At 52.9% G+C, this 22586-nt stretch carries 17 protein-coding genes and 7 tRNA genes; 4 read left to right on the forward strand and 20 right to left on the reverse strand.

Translation table 11 applies throughout. From position 1 onward, the window contains the following. The coding region (locus FLS37_RS12720; protein WP_198314448.1) for a transposase at window positions 1–240 on the forward strand (240 nt) is incomplete at its 5' end. Here FLS37_RS12720 and FLS37_RS12725 read toward each other — a convergent pair. From FLS37_RS12725 to FLS37_RS12775, 11 genes are all read right to left on the reverse strand, one after another. Continuing rightward, complete coding sequence (locus FLS37_RS12725) at window positions 231–989, reverse strand: hypothetical protein (RefSeq protein WP_157670357.1); 759 nt, start codon at window positions 987–989, stop codon at window positions 231–233. The genes FLS37_RS12720 and FLS37_RS12725 overlap by 10 nt on opposite strands. 123 nt (window positions 990–1112) lie before the next feature. Continuing rightward, complete coding sequence (gene hrpA, locus FLS37_RS12730) at window positions 1113–5021, reverse strand: ATP-dependent RNA helicase HrpA (RefSeq protein ID WP_157670358.1); 3909 nt, start codon at window positions 5019–5021, stop codon at window positions 1113–1115. A 108-nt stretch (window positions 5022–5129) separates the two neighbouring features. Beyond that, the gene (locus FLS37_RS12735) at window positions 5130–6380 is read right to left on the reverse strand and encodes a PAS domain-containing protein (RefSeq protein ID WP_157670359.1); all 1251 of its coding nucleotides are present in this window, start codon (window positions 6378–6380) and stop codon (window positions 5130–5132) included. Between the two features lie 233 nt (window positions 6381–6613). Continuing rightward, window positions 6614–6689: transfer RNA gene (locus FLS37_RS12740), tRNA-Val, on the reverse strand. 22 nt (window positions 6690–6711) lie between these two features. Beyond that, window positions 6712–6788, reverse strand: a tRNA-Asp gene (locus FLS37_RS12745). 43 nt (window positions 6789–6831) lie between these two features. Further along, window positions 6832–6907 (reverse strand) — tRNA-Val (locus FLS37_RS12750). Between the two features lie 23 nt (window positions 6908–6930). Then, window positions 6931–7007: transfer RNA gene (locus tag FLS37_RS12755), tRNA-Asp, on the reverse strand. 42 nt (window positions 7008–7049) lie between these two features. Continuing rightward, a tRNA-Val gene (locus FLS37_RS12760) sits at window positions 7050–7125 on the reverse strand. A 14-nt stretch (window positions 7126–7139) separates the two neighbouring features. Beyond that, window positions 7140–7216: transfer RNA gene (locus tag FLS37_RS12765), tRNA-Asp, on the reverse strand. Between the two features lie 29 nt (window positions 7217–7245). Further along, a tRNA-Val gene (locus tag FLS37_RS12770) sits at window positions 7246–7321 on the reverse strand. Between the two features lie 155 nt (window positions 7322–7476). Continuing rightward, the gene (locus tag FLS37_RS12775) at window positions 7477–7695 is read right to left on the reverse strand and encodes a hypothetical protein (RefSeq protein WP_157670360.1); all 219 of its coding nucleotides are present in this window, start codon (window positions 7693–7695) and stop codon (window positions 7477–7479) included. A 149-nt stretch (window positions 7696–7844) separates the two neighbouring features. Between FLS37_RS12775 and FLS37_RS12780 the strand changes: the two genes are divergently transcribed. Next, window positions 7845–8162, forward strand: coding sequence for a PilZ domain-containing protein (locus tag FLS37_RS12780; RefSeq protein WP_157670361.1), 318 nt, complete (start codon window positions 7845–7847; stop codon window positions 8160–8162). Window positions 8163–8225: 63 nt separating this feature from the next. After that, complete coding sequence (locus FLS37_RS12785) at window positions 8226–9125, forward strand: hypothetical protein (RefSeq protein ID WP_157670362.1); 900 nt, start codon at window positions 8226–8228, stop codon at window positions 9123–9125. A gap of 69 nt (window positions 9126–9194) precedes the next feature. Here FLS37_RS12785 and FLS37_RS12790 read toward each other — a convergent pair whose 3' ends face one another. The 4 genes from FLS37_RS12790 to serS all read right to left on the reverse strand — a co-directional run bounded on the left by FLS37_RS12790 (window position 9195) and on the right by serS (window position 12935). Beyond that, window positions 9195–10127 (reverse strand): exopolyphosphatase, encoded by a 933-nt coding sequence (locus tag FLS37_RS12790; protein ID WP_157670363.1) that lies wholly within the window; start codon window positions 10125–10127, stop codon window positions 9195–9197. 41 nt (window positions 10128–10168) lie between these two features. Beyond that, window positions 10169–11116 (reverse strand): SPFH domain-containing protein, encoded by a 948-nt coding sequence (locus FLS37_RS12795; RefSeq protein ID WP_157670364.1) that lies wholly within the window; start codon window positions 11114–11116, stop codon window positions 10169–10171. Between the two features lie 11 nt (window positions 11117–11127). Continuing rightward, complete coding sequence (locus tag FLS37_RS12800; RefSeq protein WP_157670365.1) at window positions 11128–11553, reverse strand: NfeD family protein; 426 nt, start codon at window positions 11551–11553, stop codon at window positions 11128–11130. 104 nt (window positions 11554–11657) lie between these two features. Next, window positions 11658–12935, reverse strand: a complete 1278-nt coding sequence (serS, locus tag FLS37_RS12805) for a serine--tRNA ligase (protein WP_157670366.1) — start codon at window positions 12933–12935, stop codon at window positions 11658–11660. A gap of 247 nt (window positions 12936–13182) precedes the next feature. Here serS and FLS37_RS12810 point away from each other — a divergent pair, with 247 nt between their 5' ends. After that, on the forward strand, window positions 13183–14148 hold the full coding sequence (locus FLS37_RS12810; protein ID WP_157670367.1) for a hypothetical protein: 966 nt from the start codon (window positions 13183–13185) through the stop codon (window positions 14146–14148). A 628-nt stretch (window positions 14149–14776) separates the two neighbouring features. On the opposite strand, the gene FLS37_RS12815 is transcribed toward FLS37_RS12810, so the two are convergent. From FLS37_RS12815 to FLS37_RS12835, 5 genes are all read right to left on the reverse strand, one after another. Next, on the reverse strand, window positions 14777–16138 hold the full coding sequence (locus tag FLS37_RS12815; protein ID WP_157670368.1) for a hypothetical protein: 1362 nt from the start codon (window positions 16136–16138) through the stop codon (window positions 14777–14779). Window positions 16139–16175: 37 nt separating this feature from the next. After that, window positions 16176–17285, reverse strand: a complete 1110-nt coding sequence (locus FLS37_RS12820; protein WP_157670369.1) for a ribonucleotide-diphosphate reductase subunit beta — start codon at window positions 17283–17285, stop codon at window positions 16176–16178. Window positions 17286–17323: 38 nt separating this feature from the next. Next, window positions 17324–17914 carry a hypothetical protein gene (locus tag FLS37_RS12825; RefSeq protein WP_157670370.1) on the reverse strand — a complete coding sequence of 197 codons (591 nt, stop codon included), beginning with the start codon at window positions 17912–17914 and terminating at the stop codon, window positions 17324–17326. 3 nt (window positions 17915–17917) lie between these two features. Continuing rightward, entirely contained in the window at window positions 17918–18943 is a 1026-nt protein-coding gene (locus FLS37_RS12830) for an adenosine deaminase (RefSeq protein ID WP_232522597.1), read from the reverse strand. Between the two features lie 581 nt (window positions 18944–19524). Then, window positions 19525–22416, reverse strand: a complete 2892-nt coding sequence (locus tag FLS37_RS12835) for a ribonucleoside-diphosphate reductase subunit alpha (protein WP_157670372.1) — start codon at window positions 22414–22416, stop codon at window positions 19525–19527. Between the last annotated feature and the right edge of the window lie 170 nt (window positions 22417–22586).

Here is a 22586-nt window from a genome sequence, read left to right on the forward strand (position 1 = left end):
AACGCGACAGTGCATCACCATTTTGATGAAGAGGTGGTCAATCGTTGGTTGGTGGATCATCGTTTTGTGGTGATGTACTTGCCAGCGTATAGCCCTGAGCTCAATTTGATCGAGATCGTGTGGAAACACGCCAAGCATTTTTGGCGTAGCTTCAAGTCGTGGAGCAAGGATAAATTGGTCGAAGAAGTCCACACCCTTTTATCCGGCTTCGGTTCGAAATTTAAAATTAGTTATGCGTGATTACTTATGACTGTGCGTTGTCTAGTATCTCCTTTTGATTCAAGGCCATGTGCTAATAAAATATCGGCCATTCTCAAGTAAGTCAGGCTCATATTGGCTAGACGCATTTCATTTGAAATATCGGGCAGCTGTAGCCGGGCGGGAATAAAAAACAGCACATCTTGTTTGCTTCCAGTTGTAGAAAAAGCACCGCTACGGAGTTTCTTTCCCATAACTATCGACATTGCAAACACTGATAACGAAGTTAATAATGCCCCGGCCAATTCGATATTGGAGGACTTTTGAGTTGGGATTGTTTCAGCTGCGCTACCAAGAGTTTCCTCAGTTCTAACAGAGATTTGGGGAAGTCTCATTTGTCCTTCTGCTGTTAGCATCACTGCAACTGAAAATCTTTCTCCAGGTAGTAGCCCATCCACTTCATAAGTCGTATTGCTTGAACTCTCCAAAATTTTATAAGTTAAGCCAGTAGTTTGCTCGAATCCAGTCGCTTCCAGCTTAGTACCCGGCTCTGGGCTGAGAATGAACTTTACTTTTGTGAGTGGTCGACGCCCATCATTCCAAACGGATGTAGAAACAATTTGCTTCGCACCAGAAGACAGGCGGACTACTGGCCCAGCGGTGGATAGAAAGCGCAAGCTCGCTTTAGGCTCTGTAGCTATTTCATAGAGCTTTGGAGCAACAGAAAAGATACCAGCAATAAGTGCTGGCAAAATTGCATAGAAAAATACATTTCTAAGGTCTAGCTTCATACTTGATTCCTATGTTTAGTCGCGTAGGAGCATCATCACCTAGGCTTAAATGGTGTTTTGCTACAAATTTTGGTGGGTTACGCCTTCGGCTAACCCACCCTACACATCAATACATCTCAACCATCACCGCTTCGTAATCTCCGCCCAAATCTTATCCAACCGCTTCACCGACACCGGATACGGCGTGCGTAATTCCTGCGCAAACAGCCCCACGCGTAATTCTTCGATCATCCAGCGGAACGGCAATAGGGTGGCAGTATCTCTCCCTTCGCGTTGCCACTTGTCGACTTCAGCGATATACCTCTGCATCAACTCGGCCACTTCCGCGCCGCGCTGGCCGTCGCGGTTCGGGTTTTGGGCGCGTTTTTCGAGGCGCACTTTCATCGCTTTGATGTAGACCGGCAGGCGTGGCAATTGCTCCCATGGCGTGGCGGTCAGAAAGCCCTTGTAGATCAGCTCGCCGAGCTGCGTTTTCAGCTCGTTCTGGATATTGCCGCCTTTGGATAGCAGCGTGCCGAGCGCGATAAAGTCAGGCGCGATGTCGTTCAGCGTGCGCAGCACCGCGTCGCGGACTGACGGTAGGCGCACTTTGGCGCGGCTTTTTTGATCGTCGAAATCTTTCTTTTTGCGCGGCGCTTCGTCTTCGCCCAAGAAGGCGCGATTGCAGATGCAGTTGATCACATCGGCCATCAACTCGTCGCTATTGCCCAAGCTGCGGTAATGAATCGCCAGCTGGTTAAAGTTGGGCAGGGCTTTGGGCAATTGCTTAACGTGTTCTTTCAACTCGAATTGCAGCAGCCGCACGACGCCGGCGCGGTGCGCCTCGTTCGCGGCATGTTCGGTGTCAAACAGGCGAATCGCCACGCATTCTTTGCCTGCTTCGTCTTCATCCGGAACGAGGCCGGGGTAGCCGGTCATGGCTTTGCCGTGGCGTTTGAAATTGATTTTGGCCGGTAGATCGCCAAAGTCCCATTTGGTAATGCCCGATTTTTCGATGCCTGTGCTCTCGTCCGCCGTATCGCGGAAGGTAAGTTGCGCCGCTTCGCCCAATTGTGCGCGAATCGCGATCAAATCGCGGCCTTGCGCCAGCTCTTGGCCTGCGTCGTCGACGATGCGGAAGTTCATCCGCAAATGGATCGGTAAATCGTCGCCGTTAAAATCATCGGCACTCACTGGTTGGCCGCAGCCGCGCGTCGTGGCTTGCGCCAATTGCGGCAGCAGCGGCGCTTCGCGGTCGGCGTTTTCGAGCGCCACCATCATCTTGGTGGCAAAGTCAGGCACCGGCACACATAGGCGGCGGATCGGTTTCGGTAACGACTTAATCAGCAGCGTGATTTTTTCGCGGATTAAGCCCGGCACCAGCCAATCGAAGGTTGCGTGATTGACGCGATTGAGTAAATGCAGGGGGAGGGTAATCGTCACCCCATCAAGCACATGGCCGGGCTCGAAGCGATACCCCAGTGGCAGCTTGGCGTCTTGCAGGCGGAAGAATTCTGGATATTGCTCCTCGGTCACGCCTTCGGCGCTGTGCTGCATCAAATCGTCGCGGCTTAGGTACAAGAGCTGCGGATTGGCTTTCTCGGCCTGTTTGCGCCACGCTTCAAAGCTCGCGCCGTTGACGATGTCGGCAGGCAGCTTGGCGTCGAAAAAAGCAAATAACGCGTGCTCATCCACCAGCACGTCTTGGCGGCGCGTTTTGTGTTCCAGCTCTTCGACGTCGAGCAGCAGCGCGAAGTTATGCTCGAAGAATTTGGCTTTCGAGTTGTAATTAAAACGCACCAAGGCTTCGCGGATAAAAATCTCGCGCGATTCGGCGACGTTGATACTACCGTAGTGTACCCGTCTGCGCGCCACAATTGGCAAGCCATACAGCGTGATACGTTCCGATGCGCTGACTTGCGCTTGCTCTTTGCTCCAGTGCGGGTCGAAATACTGCTTTTTGGTCAAATGCGGCGCGAGCTTTTCTACCCATTCCGGCTCAATCGCCGCCACGCAGCGCGCGTAGAGTTTGCTGGTTTCAACCAGCTCGGCGGCCACAATCCATTTCGGCCGCGCCTTTTTCAGGCCAGAGCCAGGGAACACATTAAATTTAATCCCGCGCGCGCCCAAGTATTCGTCGTTTTCCGGCTGCTTAAAGCCCAGATTGCCGAGTAGGCCGGTGATCAGTGCTTTGTGGATTTGCTCGAAGGTGCCGGGCTTTTCGTTGAGTCGCAATTCGCTCGCCATTTCCGACAATTGTTTGTGCAGCTCGCGCCATTCGCGCAAACGCAAATAGGACAAGAAGTTGCGGTGGCATTCCTGCACCAATTGGCGGTTCGAGGTTTTATCGGCGAGTAGTTTTTCAAAGAAATCCCACAAGCGCAGATAGGACAGGAAGTCGGATTTTTCCTCGGTAAACTTGGCGTGCGCTTGATCGGCGGCTTGGCGCGCATCGAACGGGCGCTCGCGCGGGTCTTGCAGCGACAGGCCCGACGCAATAATCAGCATTTCTTTCAAACAGCCTTCGTCTTGCCCAGCGAGCAGCATGCGGCCAACGCGCGGGTCGATCGGCAAGCGCGCGAGTTGCTGGCCGATTTGCGTGAGGCGGTCTTGCTCGTCCACCGCGCCGAGCTCGCGTAATTGTTGGTAGCCATCGGCGATCAGCTTGCCTGATGGCGCTTCCAGAAATGGAAATTCATCGACGCGACCAAGGCGCAACGCGGCCATGCGCAAGATAACGCCAGCGAGGCTGGAACGGACAATTTCGGGGTCGGTAAACGGCGGGCGCAGGTTGAAGTCTTCTTCCGAGTACAGGCGCACGCAAATACCGCTGGCAACGCGGCCGCAACGACCTGAGCGCTGGCGCGCGGAGGCTTGCGAGATTTTTTCGATTAAGAGTTGCTCGACTTTGGCGCGCGGGCTGTAGCGGTTAATGCGCGCTTGGCCGCTGTCGATGACATAACGGATGCCGGGTACTGTCAGCGAAGTCTCAGCGACGTTCGTTGCTAAGACAATACGTCGGCCAGTACTGCTAGGGCGGAAGATGCGTTGCTGGTCTTCATTGGATAGTCGGGCAAATAGCGGTAGCACTTCGGCGTCGCGTAATTTGGCTTTGCGCAGCTCGTCCATCGTTTCGCGAATTTCGCGCTCGCCGGGCAAAAACACCAGCACGTCGCCGCTGCCATCGCGCCGCCATAGCTCGTCGACGGCGTTAGCGATGGCTTCTTCCATTTCAATTTCTTGATCGTCTTCGTCGGTGCTGGCGAGCGGCTTGTAGCGCACTTCAACCGGATAAGTGCGGCCTGACACTTCGAGCACCGGCGCGCCGTCGAAATGCTTGCTAAAGCGATCCGCATCAATCGTCGCGGAGGTGACGATGACTTTCAGATCGGGGCGCTTCGGCAGAATTTGCTTTAAATAGCCGAGCAAGAAATCAATATTCAGGCTGCGCTCGTGCGCCTCGTCGATGATGATGGTATCGTAGTTATTTAGAAAACGATCACTGAGTGACTCGGCGAGCAAAATACCGTCGGTCATCAGCTTGATGTAGCTGGCGGGCGAGCTTTTATCGGTAAAGCGCACTTTATAGCCAACGTAATGGCCGATTTCGGATTTCAATTCTTGTGCAATACGGCTGGCGACGGAGCGTGCGGCGAGGCGGCGCGGCTGCGTGTGGCCGATTAAGCCATGCACGCCACGACCGAGTTCGAGGCAGATTTTTGGCAACTGTGTGGTTTTGCCCGAACCGGTTTCACCGCAGACGATGACGACTTGATGCTTGGCGATTGCGGCTTTCAGTTCGTCGCGGCGCTGATTGACCGGCAGGAAATCATCGTATTCCGGCGTCGGCAGTTTTTCGCGGCGCAGGACAGTTTTAGCGAGTGATTTTTCAACGCCGGCGGCAAATTGGGCCTGCAATTGATCGGTTGGCTGATTGCGCTTGATGCGGTCGCCCATCTGGCTAATCAGCCGCGATAGGGGATGGCGGTCACTGGTTTGACAGTCGCCCAGCTGGGCGCGTAAAGGCTGTAGATCGCGAAGAGAAAGAGTCATTGCCGCTGCAGTGTGCTGATGAAATCAAGGCGGCGATTTTAGCATGCGGCAGGGTAGGGCAAGTGTCTGGCTTGTGCGGCTACGGCTGGATAGGCCTGAAAAAACGCCTTAGTGCAATGTAACCAGATGGCTGGCGGTTTGGGTGTCGCTGACCGAGCAAACTTTGCATTCGATCTGCTCGCCATTATGCGCAGCCAGCGAAAGTGTTTCGCAGCTATCAAGGCTGTGCACTTGGGCGTTGAACGTGCTGAGTGCTGCGCCGATCAGTTGCTCGGGGTTGATATTGAGCCGCTGACAGGCCGCGTGGTTTGCGAACAGGATTTGCCCGTGCTGCACCAGCATAAAGGCGTGCGGCAAGGCGTTGGCCATGGCTCTGACGAGTACGGCGCTGTCATTTTTGGCTGTGTCGTTTTCTTTCTGGGCAGTGATGTCGATGGCAATGCTCAGGATATAGGTTTTGCCTTCGCGCTCAACGGCCAGCTTGGTGATGTCAAACCAGTGGGTGCGGCCATTATTCAGGGTGCAATGGTCTTCGATGCGAAGCGTCTCACCAGTGGCGAGTACATCATGGTCGCCAGCGCTTAATATGGGGGTATCGTCGTCTAGCCCCATGTGGGAGTGAACTATGAGATCATGCCCCAGTAGGGTTTGTGTGGCTTGATTGACAAGCAGGAAACGCCCGTGCCGATCACGGATAAAAATCAGGTTCGGGCTGGAGTCGATAATCTGCTGGGTGAACATTTGCTGCTTGAATAGTGCCGCCTCGGTGGACTTGATGTGCGAAATGTCGCGGATGATGACGACGCAATCGCGGTGGCTTAGCGGGGTAAGGCGTGCTTCGAAGGTATGCTGGATGTTTTCGTTACCCAGTGTGTATTCAAAGCGGGTGGCTTGCTGCGTGCTCTGGATTTCAATCAGGCTTTCCAGAAATTGCCGCGAGACGCGGGCAGGAAATATGCTCGCCAGCTTGCTGGCCTGATCGCCAGCGGGGTGGTGAGGGATCTGGCTGTTATTGTGCGCGGTAACGCGCCGACTGGCGTAGTCTATGGTCCAGAGTAAATCGGATACCCCGGCCAATACATCGCGCGGATTGGCTGGCGGGACTATCGTTGTGTGGTTTTCGGTGTAGGTTTTTTTCTCTTTGGGCTTTGATACCACTGCGCTCCAGAGTAGCGACAGCGCGCTGGCGAGCGCCAAAACAATCAACCACGGTTGCCAGGTGGGGTGCTGGCTTAAATCGATGGTCAATAAGGCAATGCAAATCAAGACACTGAGCGTTAAGGTAATCAGCTGGCCGTAGTGCAGGCAATAGCCGTGCCACTGGATGGTATGAGTCTGCTCGCTAGAATTGGCCGCCATAAATTACCTTGCTATGCAGCAACTGGTGTTATTTGATCAAGGAGTTTAGCGCTAAAGGCGGTGGATGGCGATGAAAGTTGCATGCTGATAGATTCATCACAACAGTTTGCCTATTCTGCTTTTGTGCTGTGTTGGGTGAGTAAAAGAAAGGCGTAATCAGGTTTGGCTTTCAGAATCAGCAAAAGAATATTTTGAAAATGAACAAAGTCTGTGTTTGAAGCTGGAGGTGTTGATGGTGGGTCGTGACGGGGTCGAACCGCCGACATTCTGCTTGTAAGGCAGACGCTCTACCAACTGAGCTAACGACCCGATATGAGGTGCATCTGGAATTTGGCGGAGTGGACGGGACTCGAACCCGCGACCCCCGGCGTGACAGGCCGGTATTCTAACCAACTGAACTACCACTCCGCAGTGGTATTGTTTTTTTATTGCTTACTCCACCGTGGTGAAGTGGTGGGTCGTGACGGGGTCGAACCGCCGACATTCTGCTTGTAAGGCAGACGCTCTACCAACTGAGCTAACGACCCAATTTTGAAACAATCAAAACTGGTGGCGGAGTGGACGGGACTCGAACCCGCGACCCCCGGCGTGACAGGCCGGTATTCTAACCAACTGAACTACCACTCCGCAGTGGTATTGATTTTTGCTACTTACTTCACCGTGGTGAAGTGGTGGGTCGTGACGGGGTCGAACCGCCGACATTCTGCTTGTAAGGCAGACGCTCTACCAACTGAGCTAACGACCCAATACTTATACTTTTGGCGGAGTGGACGGGACTCGAACCCGCGACCCCCGGCGTGACAGGCCGGTATTCTAACCAACTGAACTACCACTCCGCAGTGGTATAAATGTTCTCTAAAGTGAGTGGTGGGTCGTGACGGGGTCGAACCGCCGACATTCTGCTTGTAAGGCAGACGCTCTACCAACTGAGCTAACGACCCTTTTGCTAGAAGCTTTATCGCCCCTCGCTTGAGAGAGGCCGGATTAAAACATGCCACCTCGATGGCCGTCAACAGTTTTGAGTGGGTTTTTCGATGAAAAAAGCGCCAGAAATGGCGCTTTTTATCTAAGCTTTTGAAAAATAAAATGATAAATTTTAGGCGTAGGTATCGATTTTATTGCGCGCTTCGTCCATTCTTTGTGCTGTTGCTTGGCGCTCCTGGATATTTTCCAGTGCTTGTTGGGCTATGGATTCTTTTTTCCGGTCAAGGCGTTCAGCACCTTGATTAATTGACTGCGCTGCTTGTTGTGAGCCCTGAAACAAGGTTTGTGACACGCTTGTGCTGAAATTGAGTGAGGATGAAATGCTGGACATCGTATTCTCCTTGTAATGATGCCTTTGAGTTCAATATACATCGGGTATTCTGCACTAACTATCTGGACTGATAGTCGGTACTTTGCCTTATCCGCGTGGCACGTTAAGATTTTGTTCTGATTTTATCTGTTTCTTCTTCTGGGTTGAGCATGAGTGTGGGTCTAAAAGAGCGTGATCAGCGCGGAGCCTTGCGTGTTGCGGTTAATTGCAAGGTGAAAATTCGCCCGATGGATCTTGGTTTGCCATTTTATGGCGAATGCACCGACTTGAGCGTAACCGGTATGACGGTACAGACCAGCTATGTTCCTCGCCCTGATGAAGAATTTGATATTTATGTCATGCCAGCGCGCACGCCCGGTATGCGGCGTGAGCCTTTTTCTGCTCGGGTTAAAGTCAGGCGCAGTCATCGCCTAGATGTGCTGTCTTTATATGAGCTTGGCCTTGAGATAGTTCAGGTGCACACATAAATCCTTTAAACTGTCGGCTTTTGGCCTTTGTACGGTCAAGCTGACACCTGTTTAAGTGGATTCATGAAGCTGATTGCCCTCAAAATTGATATAGACAACACGCAGGCCATGCAAACTGGCTTGCCCGTCATCGCGGATATGCTGCGCGCTCGTCATGCAGGGGCGACTTTTTTTTGGTCTTTGGGGCTAGAAAAAAATGGCCGCTTGTTGGTGCCGGCATATGGCCTGCGGCGTATGCCGGGCATGTCCAATCTTCCGCTCAAACATCGTTTTGGTTTTACGCCTCTATTGCTGGGCAGTTTCATGCCCGCAAAAAATCTGGCCAAACAGGCAGCTACTGCTTTAGCCCAATTAAGCGATGCGCAGTTTGAGCATGCTGTGCGACCAGCTTGCCGCCATCTTTGGCAGGCCAGAATAAGCGAGCAATCAGCCGAAGAAACGCGCGAGCAATATCAGCAAGCATTGCAGGCGTTTGAACGCTTGACGGGGCAAAAGCCGCTTGCCCACGCTGCACACGGCTGGCAAATGAACCGGACGGCGTTTCGTTTGAGTCAGCTCAATCAGCTCAGCTTTGCCAGCGATTGCCGTGGTTTTTCGCCATTCTGGCCTGTGATTGAAGGCGAGTACATTCGCTGTTTGCAGATTCCGGTAACTTTGCCAATGCTGGAGGAGCTACTGCCTGTGCAATCTGCTGACGCGGCTGTGCAAGCACTGCTGCAAACAACGGCTTCTGCCACGACCGATCTGCATGTTTTCAATATTGCCGCTGATTATGATGTGCAATATAGCGAGCAACTGGCTGCACTGCTTGATGGCTGGATTGCGCAGGGCTATCAGCTTGTCTCGCTGGGGGGCTTAAAAAGCAGCCTTGATTTACAGACGGTGCCTTATCACCATGTCGGGCAGGCTCAGGTGTCCGGGCGGGTGGGGCTGCTCTCTGTCCAGGCAGGTGCTTACCCTTGAGCTGCCTTTGCGCCGCTTGAATGAAAAAAGCCGACCTCGAGTCGGCTTTTTTGTGCCAGTGCTGAGCGCTTAACCATCGGCGGTGATTTTAAGCATTAGTTCACGCAATGCGGTATCCACTTCGTCGTTGGCGACCTGGCAAGTGCCGGCATTTTCGTGGCCGCCGCCGCCATACTCCAGCATCAGTGCGCCGATATTGGTTTGCGATGAGCGATTGATGATCGATTTGCCGGTTGCAAATACAGTATTGCGCTGTTGCACCCCCCACATAACGTGGATTGAGATATTGCACTGCGGATACATGGCGTAAATCATAAAGCGATTGGTTGCGTAGATGGTGTCTTCTTCGCGTAAATCGAGCACGACCAGATTGTCGTAAATACGGCTGCAGCGCTTGATTTGCTCTTTAGCCAGTGGCGCATGCTCCTGATAAAGCTCGATGCGTTCAACCACATCGGGTAGAGCCAGAATCTCGTCAATATTGTGATTGTGGCAATATTTGATCAGATCCATCATCAGCTGGTAATTGGAAATGGTGAAGCTGCGAAAGCGGCCCAGCCCGGTTCTGGCATCCATCAGGTAGTTCAGCAGCACCCAGCCGCTGGGGTTAAGAATCTCTTCGCGGGTAAATTCGGCCGAATCAGCCTTGTCTACCGCCAGCATCATGTCATCGGAGATATTGGCAAATCTCTCTTTGCCGCCGTAATAGTCATAAACCACTCGCGCTGCTGAAGGTGCGTTGGGGTCGATGATGTGGTTTTTTATTTCGCCAGTATTGCGGATGGTTTCTGAGAGATGGTGGTCAAACGCCAGATACGCGCCCGGTACATAAGGCAGATTGGTCGTGATGTCGTTGGCATTGATTGCGATTTTGCCATCCTGCATATCTTTGGGGTGAACGAACAGGATATCGTCAATCATATCCAGTTCATTAAGCAGGACTGCGCAGACCAGTCCATCGAAGTCGCTGCGGGTAACTAGGCGATATTTTTTTTCCGACATGGGGCTTCTCCAGCATTAACTTTTCTTAGCTTAGGCGTTTTTTATTTTTTTGCTGCTTGAACCACGTTCATGGCCGTGGCGATCATGCTGCTGACGTCGGCCGCATTGCCTGGCAGCAGCATGGTATTGCCTTCTTTGGCGATATTGCCAAAGGCGCTGACATACTGCTCGGCTACTTTCAGGTTAATCGCGTGCACGCCGCCAGGCTGCTCAATGGCTTTGGCAACTGCACCAATCGCTTCGGCAGTCGCGTGTGCCACCAGTCGCAGCGCTTCGGCTTCACCAGTGGCGCGATTGATTTGCGCCTGGCGCTCACCTTCGGATTGGTTAATCGCTGCCTGCATATCCCCTTGTGATTTCTGGATAGCGGCTTCGCGCTGACCTGTCGCCAAGTTGATCTGTTCTTGCTTAACGCCTTCCGATTGGGCAATACGGGCGCGTTTTTCACGCTCGGCGGTGATCTGTTGCTGCATCGAATGCAAGATTGCTTGTGGTGGCGTTAAATCTTTGATTTCGTAGCGCAATACTTTTACGCCCCAGCTGGTTGCCGCTTCGTCAAGCGCAGCGACGACGGTGCGGTTGATGTCATCGCGCTCTTCGAATGTTTTGTCCAGCTCCAGCTTACCGATTACCGAGCGCAAAGTGGTTTGCGCCAGCTGGCTAATGGCCAGTACATAGTCCGATGTGCCATACGAAGCCAGACGGGGATCCAGTACCTGAAAATACAGAATGCCATCGACCTGCAGCTGGGTATTGTCACGGGTGATGCACACCTGGCTAGGGACATCGAGCGGTATTTCTTTGAGGCTGTGTTTGTAGGCTACGCGATCAACAAAGGGAATCACCCAATTCAGTCCGGGTGCTAATACGGCACGAAAGCGACCTAGGCGCTCGATAATGAGCGCGCTTTGCTGCGGTACGATTTTGAAGGATTTGGCGATAAAAATAATAACCACAGCGAAAAAAATGACTGAAAACTCTAAGCCCATGATGCCTTCCTTTAGATTTGAGGTGGGGTATTGCTTATTTCAAATTGTGTGCCATGGCTTGCAGAGATATACCAGGTCTCTGTATCGCTGGCCTTGCAGTCTGGTGCGAGTACGGCATCCCAATGGCTGCCACGGTAATGAATGCGTGCATGGCGCTCATCCAGCCAAGCCTCTATCTGGACGACTTTGCCTATATCATCACTGGGCATGATTTCGGTGGAGGTGCGGTTTTTCTTCCATTGTTTGATGGCATAACTAGCAAGCAGGCTGACGACACTGGCAATTAGCAGTTGTGTTGCGCTGGAGAACGACAAGGCGCTAGCGGCGGCAGCGGCTAAAAACCCGGCCGCAATCGCGAGTAGATAGAAAGTGGTAGTGAATAATTCAAGGGCGATTAAAGCTGCGCCTGCGATCAGCCACAAAGTCGTATTGGTCATCGGCGTTTTTCCGAATGGGTTAAGCACAGCCTAAACTAGTCTTACTTTGGGCGCAAAAAAAGCGCACCGATTGGTGCGCTTTGCAGGCAGAGCACAACAAAACTTTAAACGCTTAAAGTCTCCTGGCCACCAAGATATGGGCGCAGTACCGCAGGCACCGTAATGCTGCCATCGGCATTCTGATAGTTTTCCAGCACCGCAACCAAGGTGCGGCCTACTGCCAAGCCAGAGCCATTGAGCGTGTGGACCAGCTCGTTTTTGCCAGCTTCATTTTTAAAGCGGGCCTGCATGCGGCGAGCCTGGAATGCGCCCATGCTGGAGCAGCTGGAAATCTCGCGGTAGGTATTTTGCGCGGGTAGCCACACTTCCAGATCGTAGGTTTTGCTGCTGCCAAAGCCCATATCGCCCGTGCACAGCAGCATTTTGCGGTACGGCAGCTCAAGCAATTGCAGGATTTTCTCGGCGTGACCAACCAATTCTTCCAGCGCCTCGGCGGATTTTTCCGGATGAACAATCTGTACCAGCTCGACTTTATCAAATTGATGCTGGCGGATCATGCCGCGCACATCACGGCCATACGAGCCAGCTTCAGAACGGAAGCACGGCGTATGAGCCACATATTTTTGCGGCAAGGCGTCGGCTTTAACGATTTCGTCGCGCACAAAATTGGTCACCGGCACTTCGGCGGTTGGAATCAGATACAAAGGCTCGGCATCCGCGCGCGGCACTTTGAACAGGTCCTCTTCAAATTTGGGCAGCTGGCCTGTGCCCATCATCGACGCGCTATTCACCAGATACGGCACATACACTTCTTCGTAGCCGTGTTCCAGCGTGTGGGTATTGAGCATGAATTGCGCCAGCGCACGATGCAGGCGGGCAATCGGGCCGCGCAGGGCGGTAAAGCGGCTGCCAGATAGCTTGGTGCCAGTGGTAAAATCCAGACCCAGTGGCTCACCCAGATCGACGTGATCCTTGATGTCAAAATCAAAGGTTTTCGGCGTGCCCCAGCGCGCCACTTCCAGATTGCCGCTTTCATCAGTACCGGTAGGCACTTCATCCGCAGGCAGATTGGGGATGGTTTGCAGCAGGGCGTTGAGCTTATCGGCCAGCTCGGCAAACGCGTTTTCCGCCGCTTTGAGCTCGTCGCCCAGATTGGCCACTTCCGCCATGATCGCGCTCACGTCTTCGCCTTTGGCTTTGGCCGCGCCGATCTGCTTGGACGTGCTATTGCGCTTGGCTTGCAGATCCTGCATGCGGGTTTGCAACACTTTGCGCTCATCTTCCATGGCCTGGAATGCGGCAGTGTCGAGGACGAATTTGCGGCTGGCCAGACGGCTGGCAACGGCAGCCAGATCGGTACGGAGTAATTGAATATCAAGCATTGAGAATGGGTCTGTAAATATAAAATGGGATAGCGCGATTTTACACCAAGGCGGGACTGCAGTCGTGAAGTCGTGTAGTGCACAGGCATTTTCAAGTGCATCACCGGTTTTTTCCGCCCGCGCTTGGCTCAATGGGTACAGGAGAAATGATGATCAGTCGTTGTAGCCTTAGACTGGCGTTGGCGATGTAGCGCGGTTTGCCATGATTAAATATAATCTGAAAACTTACAAATAACCTTCTTTAGTCATGATTAAAAATCTTCTATTTCTATTTTGTATTGTAAGCATTCTTGCCGCCTGTGCCAGAACAGAACCAGTTACGGGTGCAAAAACACCAAATTCAGCGCAAACAGCTGACGACAAATGCTGTGCAAAAATTGTTAATTACACCCAGCATCCGGGGGTACTGCTGACGGCCACAATTGCAGGTAAAGACTATTACTCTTATGTTGCCAAATTGACCTTCGATATTTTGCCGAATGGGGAGTTGAAAAGGGCAGAGCAGCAGGAAGAAACATTTGGTGCAGAAGAGGAGGTCGCTGACAGATACGCCTGCACATTCAAAGGGGCTGAGTTCAACCAAAATACGGCTTGGTATCCTTACACCGGGTTTTTCGTTACCGGGGGAAAACTACTGGCAGTGAAAGACCGTGCCAGTAAGCCGATGAAATTGCGAAAAATGACCCGACTAGATCGCGGTGAAGTCATGACGCAAGGGGCGGAAGCGAGAAAAAGCGAATACAGCTACGCGCCTTGTGTGGGGAAGGTGCGCGTTGAATCGGGCCTGCGGCTCGATTCGTTCTTCCCCACAGGCGGGAGCATGCATTTCGTAGTGAATAAGCGACAACGCCTGAATATTTCATTACCAAAACCGATGGAGCCTTTTTTGCTGCTCAGATACCACTCTGGCGCACTGATCCCAACGCCGATGCGACCCGTTCTATTTTCGATCAATCTGACTGAGAAAAAACTGGTGGTGCAATACCAGTCCACGATTGAACGTAAGGAGCCAATTCGCAGCATTGAGGCACGTGCGATTAACCCAGAGGGTGAAAAAGATGAGGATGAAACTGAAGAACGATATCAGCAGAGAACAAAGGCGTTTCTCGATGATTTATGGTCATGCCCCATCCCGACCACACCAGGCGAAGCATGCGCATCGGCTAAACGCATTCCAAATCCATTAATGTTCCAAGCCACAGCGGGTAAATAGCCAAGGACAGCGTGCGGTAGGGTGGTTAAGCCGCAGACGTAACCCGCCAGTATCGCGATGAATCCAAATTGCAGTTCAGCGCGGGTTGATAAAGCCAACCCGCCCTACACGGCTACAACTCGCGTTGCGCTAACGTCGCAACGCTCAAACACGACGCGGCTTAAAACCTCGCCGAGTCATTTTCAATCGGCGCGGCTCCACGGGCAATCCGTTCTTATTAAATAACGGGGTATATCAATGCAAGCAATAACCAACCTGACCTACAGAGCAACACCACGGCATGTATATATCACAATCGTTGGTCTGCACCAATTTCCCCTGCATCAGCGCCGAGCGAGGAACGGGCGGGGCGGGGTTTCGGTTGCGCCTGTTTTGGTAAGCGCAACCGCCGCCTCGATCCGTCCGCAGTCGAGGGCATCGGCGTAGCCGACGCGGATGCCGGGGGCTGCTTTGGGGTGAAGGGGTATTTGCAGAAGCAAATACCCCTTCCCGTTAGCGCGGCGGAACGCGCATTGAAACATCGCGCCAACGGCGCATAAAACAAAACCGCCAGAATCAATCAAGCGGTTTCTTTGTAGCGGTCAACGTAGGGCTGCGCAAGCTGAGCCCAATCTACAATGCTGCGGAGCTATCGACTTTCTATCTCAGTATGTGTCTTTAATTTATTTTCATCATGTTTATTGCCAATTAAGTCACCGCTGAACTGAGCAGAAAGAGATTTATTGTTAGCTACTATTGCAGCAAAGGCCTTGTTTAAAAGAGCATGTAACTCACGCTCGGTTAGAGCTCCAGCGCCTTCCCTGTTATCTTTTTCTTCGAAGAACGCTCTGGCAAAGCTCTGAAGAAATGGATCGGAGAAACTATACCGTCCGGAATCATTATCAAATTTGATTATTGAGCCACTTTCTTCTCCGCACAACTCCGTGAGAATGCTCTGTAATTTTGCGTCTCTATGCTTGATAGCGATTCGATTTAATTTTTCTAAAACTGTATCAAAAGTCATTCCATCTTGCCCGTTACTAGAAATGACCCGAATTACATCTTCCGCGTGTTTAATCTTCAGTGCTTTATCCAATGCACACTTCATTGTGTCCGATTCTTCATTGAGGTATTCCTCTATTGCAGGAATGACGTCACTTATCAAATGAGGTTCGCCTAGAACTGTTTGGTATATGCCATCGAGATCACAAAGAATATAGCAAAGGCTATGACATATCGATGCCAATCCATTTGAATAATGAATGATTTCTTTCTTAATTTCATTATCAAAATGAACGTTTAGAAGTGTTTCACCTTTCTTGATGATTGACAAAATCTCATCGTCACTCATTAAATCAACGTGAATCTCTGAAATTCTGCGCTTCATTTCTTTGTCGGCACGGACAATCTCACGCGCGGTATTTACTGCGCCAATTGCAACAATTTTTAGATCATTAAACTCGTGTGAAATATCCATAAAGACTTTCATCATCTGAGCAAGACTTTCTTTGTGCTCATCACTCATCTTATGAAAATCTTCAAGAATCCAGCAATATCCTGCAGCCCCCATGAATCTTGCTAAACTTTGGGGGGTTAACTGAGGAGGTAAAATTCTTTTTTGTTCTTGCGAGGAAGATGCTTCACTCGATACTGCTATTGAAGATTTAATCCCCAAATATGCAGCCTGTAATGAAGCATCAACCTTGTTCTTGGCGCCATCAACAATTTTATCGCAATAAAAACCGCCAAGCTGATCAAACGCATCTAAAACAACCTGATCAAATGTCATGTTTTTCATGCAATTTGTTCTAATATGTTTTTCGTACACCTGAAATAATTTATTTTCAATCAGTGTGGTCTTGCCCGACCCTGAATAACCATAAACAACAATCTGTTTTCCTGGCATTTTAAGTGCGCGGACAATACGGTCATTTACTTTTAACCTATCAACAAACGTTAGTTTTGCAGGTGTTGCAGGCGTAAAAACTTCACTTAATTGAAAATTATCCATTGCTAGCCAGTTTCGGTAAAGAATAAAATAAAGGAGATTAATCCCAGCTCAACGCCCCACCAGTCTGATACTCAGTCACCCGAGTCTCAAAGAAATTTTTCTCTTTCTTCAAGTCAATCATCTCGCTCATCCATGGGAATGGATTGCTCACACCTGGGAACAACTCATTCAAACCAATCTGCTGCATCCGGCGATTAGCAATAAAGCGCAGGTATTCTTTGAACTGCGCCGCATTCAGACCCAATACGCCGCGTGGCATGGTGTCTTCGGCGTAGGCGTATTCGAGCTCGACCGCTTTGCGGAACAATTCGGTGATCTCGGCTTTGAATGGTTCGGTCCACAATTGCGGATTTTCCATTTTGATCGTGTTGATCAAGTCGATACCAAAATTGCAGTGCATGGATTCATCGCGCAGGATGTATTGGTATTGCTCGGCGGCGCCGGTCATTTTGTTTTGACGGCCCAGCGCGAGGATTTGCACGAAGCCGACGTAGAAGAACAGGCCTTCCATAATGCAGGCGAACACGATGATCGAGCGCAGCAGGGCCTGATCGTTCGCCAGCGTGCCGGTTTTGAACGCCGGGTCGGTCAGTACGTCGATGAACGGCATCAAAAATTGATCTTTATCGCGGATCGACTTGATTTCGTTGTAGGCGTTAAAGACTTCGCCTTCGTCCAGACCCAATGATTCAACGATGTATTGATAGGCATGGGTGTGGATGGCTTCGTCGAAGGCTTGGCGCAGCAGGAACTGGCGGCATTCGGGCGAGGTGATCTGGCGATAGGTACCCAGCACGATGTTGTTGGCGGCGAGCGAGTCGGCGGTGACAAAGAAGCCCAGATTGCGCTTCACGATGCGCATTTCGTCTTCGGTGAGCTGGCCGGTTTTCCATTGCTCGATGTCGCGCTGCATGTTTACTTCTTGCGGCATCCAGTGGTTAGCACACTGGGCCAGGTATTTTTCCCATGCCCATTTGTGCTTGAACGGCACTAGCTGGTTCACGTCGGTGGTGCCGTTGATCACGCGTTTGTCGTCGGCGGTGACGCGGGCAGGTACGGCGCTGGCTGCGGCGGTGCTGTGCTGTGGCACGGCTTGCGGTGCTGCTGGCGCTGGGCGATTGATTACGTCTTCGTCAAAACTGAGCATGGTGGGTAGTCCTTTATTGGCTTTATTTAACACTGTTGTTACTGGCCCGCAGGCTGGCTGGCCAGCGGGCGAATTTGTATATTGCGGGTGTCGGTGACACCGCTACGCACGTGCAGATCGTAAAAATCGCGCGGCGTGTTCTGGCCCAGGCTCAGGTCGGGGCGCAGATTGATATTGACCTGCACTTGCCCCAGATAGACCACTTCGCCTGCGCCGAGCGTGAAGCTGCGCTGCAGTGGCAGATTGAAAAATTCCCGCTCGTCATACCAGCTATTGCTCTGGCGCTGCCAGGAGCCGCTAACGCGCTCGGCCTGATAGCGGCCTGCGGGCAGCTGCAACACCAGCAAACGGCCTTCGCTATTGGGGGTATCGCCCTCTGCGCGAATGGTATCGCTGGCTAGATGGCTATACCCGGTGTATTTTCTGCCTTCGCCCTGAAGATGTAGCTGCAGCTGCACGGTGTCTCTGATGTGCGGCGCTGCGCTGCCGGTGAGCGCGACGATGGCAATGCCCTGCCCGGCAGGTGGGCTCAGGCGGCCTTCGGCCAGCGGCGGCTTGACGCTGGCGCAAGCGCCAAGCAGCAATAGCGTGAACAGTGGGGCGAGCAAAGTAGCAAGGCGGCGTGGCATGATTTACTCCTGCGTGGCGCTCACAAGCTGGCTGATTTGCGCTTGCCAATGCGCTTGTTGCTCGGCACTGAGCCAGCTGGCGGTAAAACTATTGCGGATCAGCTGGATAATTTCGTCCTGCGATAAATCCAGCGCGGCGCGACAGGCCAGCAGATTGGTATTGAGATAACCCCCAAAGTACGCCGGATCATCCGAATTGACCATCGCGCACAGACCTGCGGCCAATAGCTCGCGCAGATTATGCTCGGCCAAGTCTTTAACGACGCACAGCTTCAGATTCGACAGCGGGCAAACGGTGAGCGGAATTTGCTCGGCGGCGAGGCGCGCAACCAGTGCGGGGTCTTCGGTACAGCGCACGCCATGATCGATACGGCGCGATTTGAGCAGATCAAGCGCTTCCCAGATATAGCTGGCCGGTCCTTCTTCGCCCGCGTGCGCCACGGCGGGCAAGCCCAGCTCGGCGCAACGCGCAAACAGGCGGGCAAATTTGCTCGGCGGGTGGCCCAGCTCGCTGGAATCCAAGCCCACGCCGTCGATTTGCGCCAGATACGGCTCGGCCTGCGCCAGCGTGGCAAAGCCGTCTTCTTCAGACAGATGGCGCAGGAAACACATGATCAATTTAAAACTGATGCCGAGCTGGGCTTCGCCATCGAGCAAGGCGCGGCGGATACCAGAGAGCGGCACGGCAAAATCAATGCCGCGCGCGGTGTGCGTTTGCGGATCGAAAAAAATCTCGGTGTGAACGATATGGTCGGCGTGAGCTTTTTCGAGGTAGGCCCAGGTCAGATCGTAAAAATCCTGCTCGGTGAGCAGCACCGACGCACCGGCGTAGTAGAGATCCAGAAAGGATTGCAAGCTGTCAAACTGATACGCCGCCCGCACCGCTTCCACATCCGCGTACGGCAGCGCGACGCCATTGCGCTTGGCGAGCGAAAACATCATTTCCGGCTCCAGCGAGCCTTCAATATGCAAATGCAGCTCCGCCTTGGGCAGGCGGGTAATCAGTACATCGAGCGGGTGTTGGGTCACAATCATTCCTATCTGTTAAAGCAAAAAGCCACCTAGCCGCGTTACTTCGTCTGGCCGTACGACTTGTACTGCCTGCGACAAAGTGCCTTGCTAGGCGACTTTTGCATAAATTTAAAATCGGGATCACCGATATTTAAAACGACTCGCAGAACCGTCTTAAATATCGGCACCGCACAGCGGCACCGAGGGTATATCAATCTAACAAAATTACAGCAAGCCCTACAGCCCAATACCCAGCCCAGTATTTTATTACTGAATAATGGTGGGTTACGGCCTTCGGCCTAACCCGCCCTACGGCAGCACCGCGCTGATCGGGCTGGGCGATTCCCCTACATCAAGCCGAGTGAGGAACAGGCGGGGCGGGAATTCGCTTGCGCCTGTTTTGTTAAGCGCAAGCGCCGCCTCGACTGTCCGCAGCGAGGGAATCGGCGTAGCCGACGCCGATGTGGGGTCGCCTTTCTTTGATTACTTTCTTTGGCGAAGCAAAGAAAGTAATCCCCGCCGCGGGTAGCGGCACCTAAACACAGGTGCCGCAGGCACTAAAACCGCCAAAACCGCTTGCAAGCAAGCGGCTTGATTGATTACTGGCACGCCTCGCAATCCGGATTATCAATCGAGCAGAACTTCGCATCGGTCGCTGGCGTGTTGTCAGCGGCGGCGGCGACAATTGCGGCTTGCGCCTGCGCTGCGGCGTAGCCACCATCGACTGGCACCGCGTTCAATTCGCCACCACGGCCCGTTGATTTCTCGGCGGCTGTGGCTGCCAAGGTACGCAGGTAGTAGGTGGTTTTCAGGCCGCGCAACCAGGCGTGCTTGTACAGCTCGTCCAGTTTCTTACCCGATGCGCCGGCCATGTAAATGTTCAACGATTGCGCTTGGTCGATCCATTTCTGGCGACGGCTTGCCGCTTCAACCAGCCATTTCGGATCCATCTCGAACGCCGTGGCGTACAGGGCTTTCAGATCGGCCGGGATACGGTCGATGCGCTGTACCGAGCCATCGAAGTATTTCAGATCGGAAATCATCACTTCGTCCCACAGGCCACGCGCTTTCAAGTCGCGCACCAGGTGCTCGTTGATCACAGTAAATTCGCCGGACAGATTCGATTTCACAAACAGATTCTGGTAGGTCGGCTCGATACACGCATCCACGCCAATGATGTTGGAGATGGTGGCGGTTGGCGCAATGGCCAGGCAGTTCGAGTTGCGCATGCCGTAGGCGGCGATGCGATCGCGCAGCATGGTCCAATCCAAACGAGAGCTGCGATCCACGTCGAGGTAACCGCCACGCTCTTCTTCCAGTAAGCGCAATGAGTCTTGCGGCAAGATGCCACGATCCCACAAGCTACCTTTGTAGCTGGCGTAAATGCCTCGCTCTTGCGCCAATTCGGTCGACGCCCAGTACGCGTGGTAGGCCACGGTTTCCATCGACACATCGGCAAACTCAACCGCAGCGTCCGATGCGTATGGAATACGCAGTGCGTGCAGGCAATCCTGGAAGCCCATAATGCCCAAACCCACCGGGCGGTGCTTCAAGTTGGATGTGCGCGCTTTGCGTACTGGGTAGAAGTTAATGTCGATCACGTTGTCGAGCATACGCATCGCTACTTTCACCGTGCGCGACAATTTCTCGGCATCCAACTCGCCGTTTTTCAGGTGGTTGTACAGATTGATCGAGCCCAGATTACACACGGCGATTTCTTCATCGTTGGTATTGAGCGTAATCTCGGTGCACAAGTTAGACGAGTGAACCACGCCAACGTGTTGCTGCGGGCTGCGAATATTGCACGGGTCTTTAAACGTGATCCATGGGTGGCCGGTTTCAAACAACATCGTCAGCATTTTGCGCCATAGGCTCAGGGCCGGGATGGTTTTGGCCACGCGCATTTCGCCACGCGCCGCTTTGGCTTCGTAGTTGGTGTAGGCGATTTCGAACGCTTTACCCACTTTGTCGTGCAAATCTGGCACTTCAGATGGGCTGAACAAGGTCCACTCGCCGCCTTCCATCACCCGTTTCATAAACAGGTCAGGAATCCAGTTGGCCGAATTCATATCATGCGTGCGGCGACGGTCGTCACCGGTGTTTTTACGCAATTCAAGGAATTCTTCGATGTCGGCGTGCCAGGTTTCCAGATACGCGCACACCGCGCCTTTGCGTTTGCCACCTTGATTCACGGCCACGGCCGTGTCGTTCACCACCTTCAGGAAAGGCACGACACCTTGTGATTTGCCATTGGTGCCCTTGATATGGCTGCCCATGGCGCGCACAGGTGTCCAGTCATTGCCCAGACCACCGGCAAATTTGGACAGTAGCGCGTTTTCTTTCAGCGCTTCAAAAATGCCATCCAGATCATCCGGTACGGTGGTCAGGTAGCAGCTCGACATCTGGCTGTGACGGGTGCCGGAGTTAAATAGCGTGGGCGTTGAGCTCATAAAGTCAAAGCTCGACAGCACATTGTAAAACTCGATCGCCCGCTCTTCACGATTGGTTTCGTTCAGCGCTAGTCCCATGGCCACGCGCATGAAAAACACCTGTGGCAGCTCGATGCGGCGCTCGTTGATATGCAGGAAATAGCGATCGTACAGCGTTTGCAGTCCCAGGTAGCCAAACTGGTAATCACGGTTGTGATCCAGCGCGGCGGCCAGCTTGCTCAGATCGAACTGGCCCAGTTTTTCGTCCAGCAGCTCGGCTTCGATACCTTTTTTCACATAACGCGGGAAGTAGCTGGCGTAAATGTCGGCCATCTCTTCGTGGCTGGTTTCTTCGCCCAGCACTTCGCGACGCAGGCTATGCAGCACCAGACGTGCGGTCACCAGACCGTAGGCCGGATCGGTTTCCAGATAGGTACGCGCGGCCAGTACGGCCGATTTGCGCAGCTCTTCGGCAGGCACGCCGTCGTAAACGTTTTTCAGCGTTTCGGCCAGAATCAGATTCTGGTCGGTATTTTGCTCCAGACCGGTACACGCTGAGGCAATCAGTGCTTTGAGTTTGGCCAGATCGAGCGGGCGGCTGCTGCCGTCTTCAAACAGTACATTAATCGGGTGTGGCTCGGCAGGTGCAGCGTCATGGCGTGCCGCGGCGCGCTCACGCTGGCGCTCGCTGCGATACAGCACATAGGCGCGAGCCACATCGTGTTCGCCAGAACGCATCAGCGCCAGCTCAACCTGATCCTGGATGTCTTCAATGTGAATAGCACCGCCATCGGGCTTGCGACGCATCAGCGCGTTCACCACCGATTCGGTTAGATTGACCACCTGCTCGCGCACCGCAGTGCTGGAAGCCGCATGGCTGCCTTGAACCGCAATAAACGCCTTGGTCACCGCCACTGAAATTTTGGATGGCTCAAACGGCACCACCGATCCATCACGGCGAATTGTTTTGTAATTGGCGTAATGCGCAATATCGTGTGATGGCGTGTGGATTTCAGCGCTATCAGAGCGGCTAGTCTGGGTACTATCTAGCGTGGCGTACATGCACGGTCCCTCAAAACTTTGTGTATAAATTTGTGAATAGTTTGTGAAGAAACACTATATCTTGTGTCTCAACGAGTCAGTTGGCACAAATACTAGGGGAAAGTGGGGTACTGGTGCAACTGGCATTGCCTGTGCTAGCAGACGGACGGACAGGGCTGATGTCGCGTCCG

The sequence above is a fragment of the Chitinibacter sp. GC72 genome (genome assembly GCF_009760905.1).
In the GTDB taxonomy this organism is placed as follows: Bacteria; Pseudomonadota; Gammaproteobacteria; order Burkholderiales; family Chitinibacteraceae; genus Chitinibacter.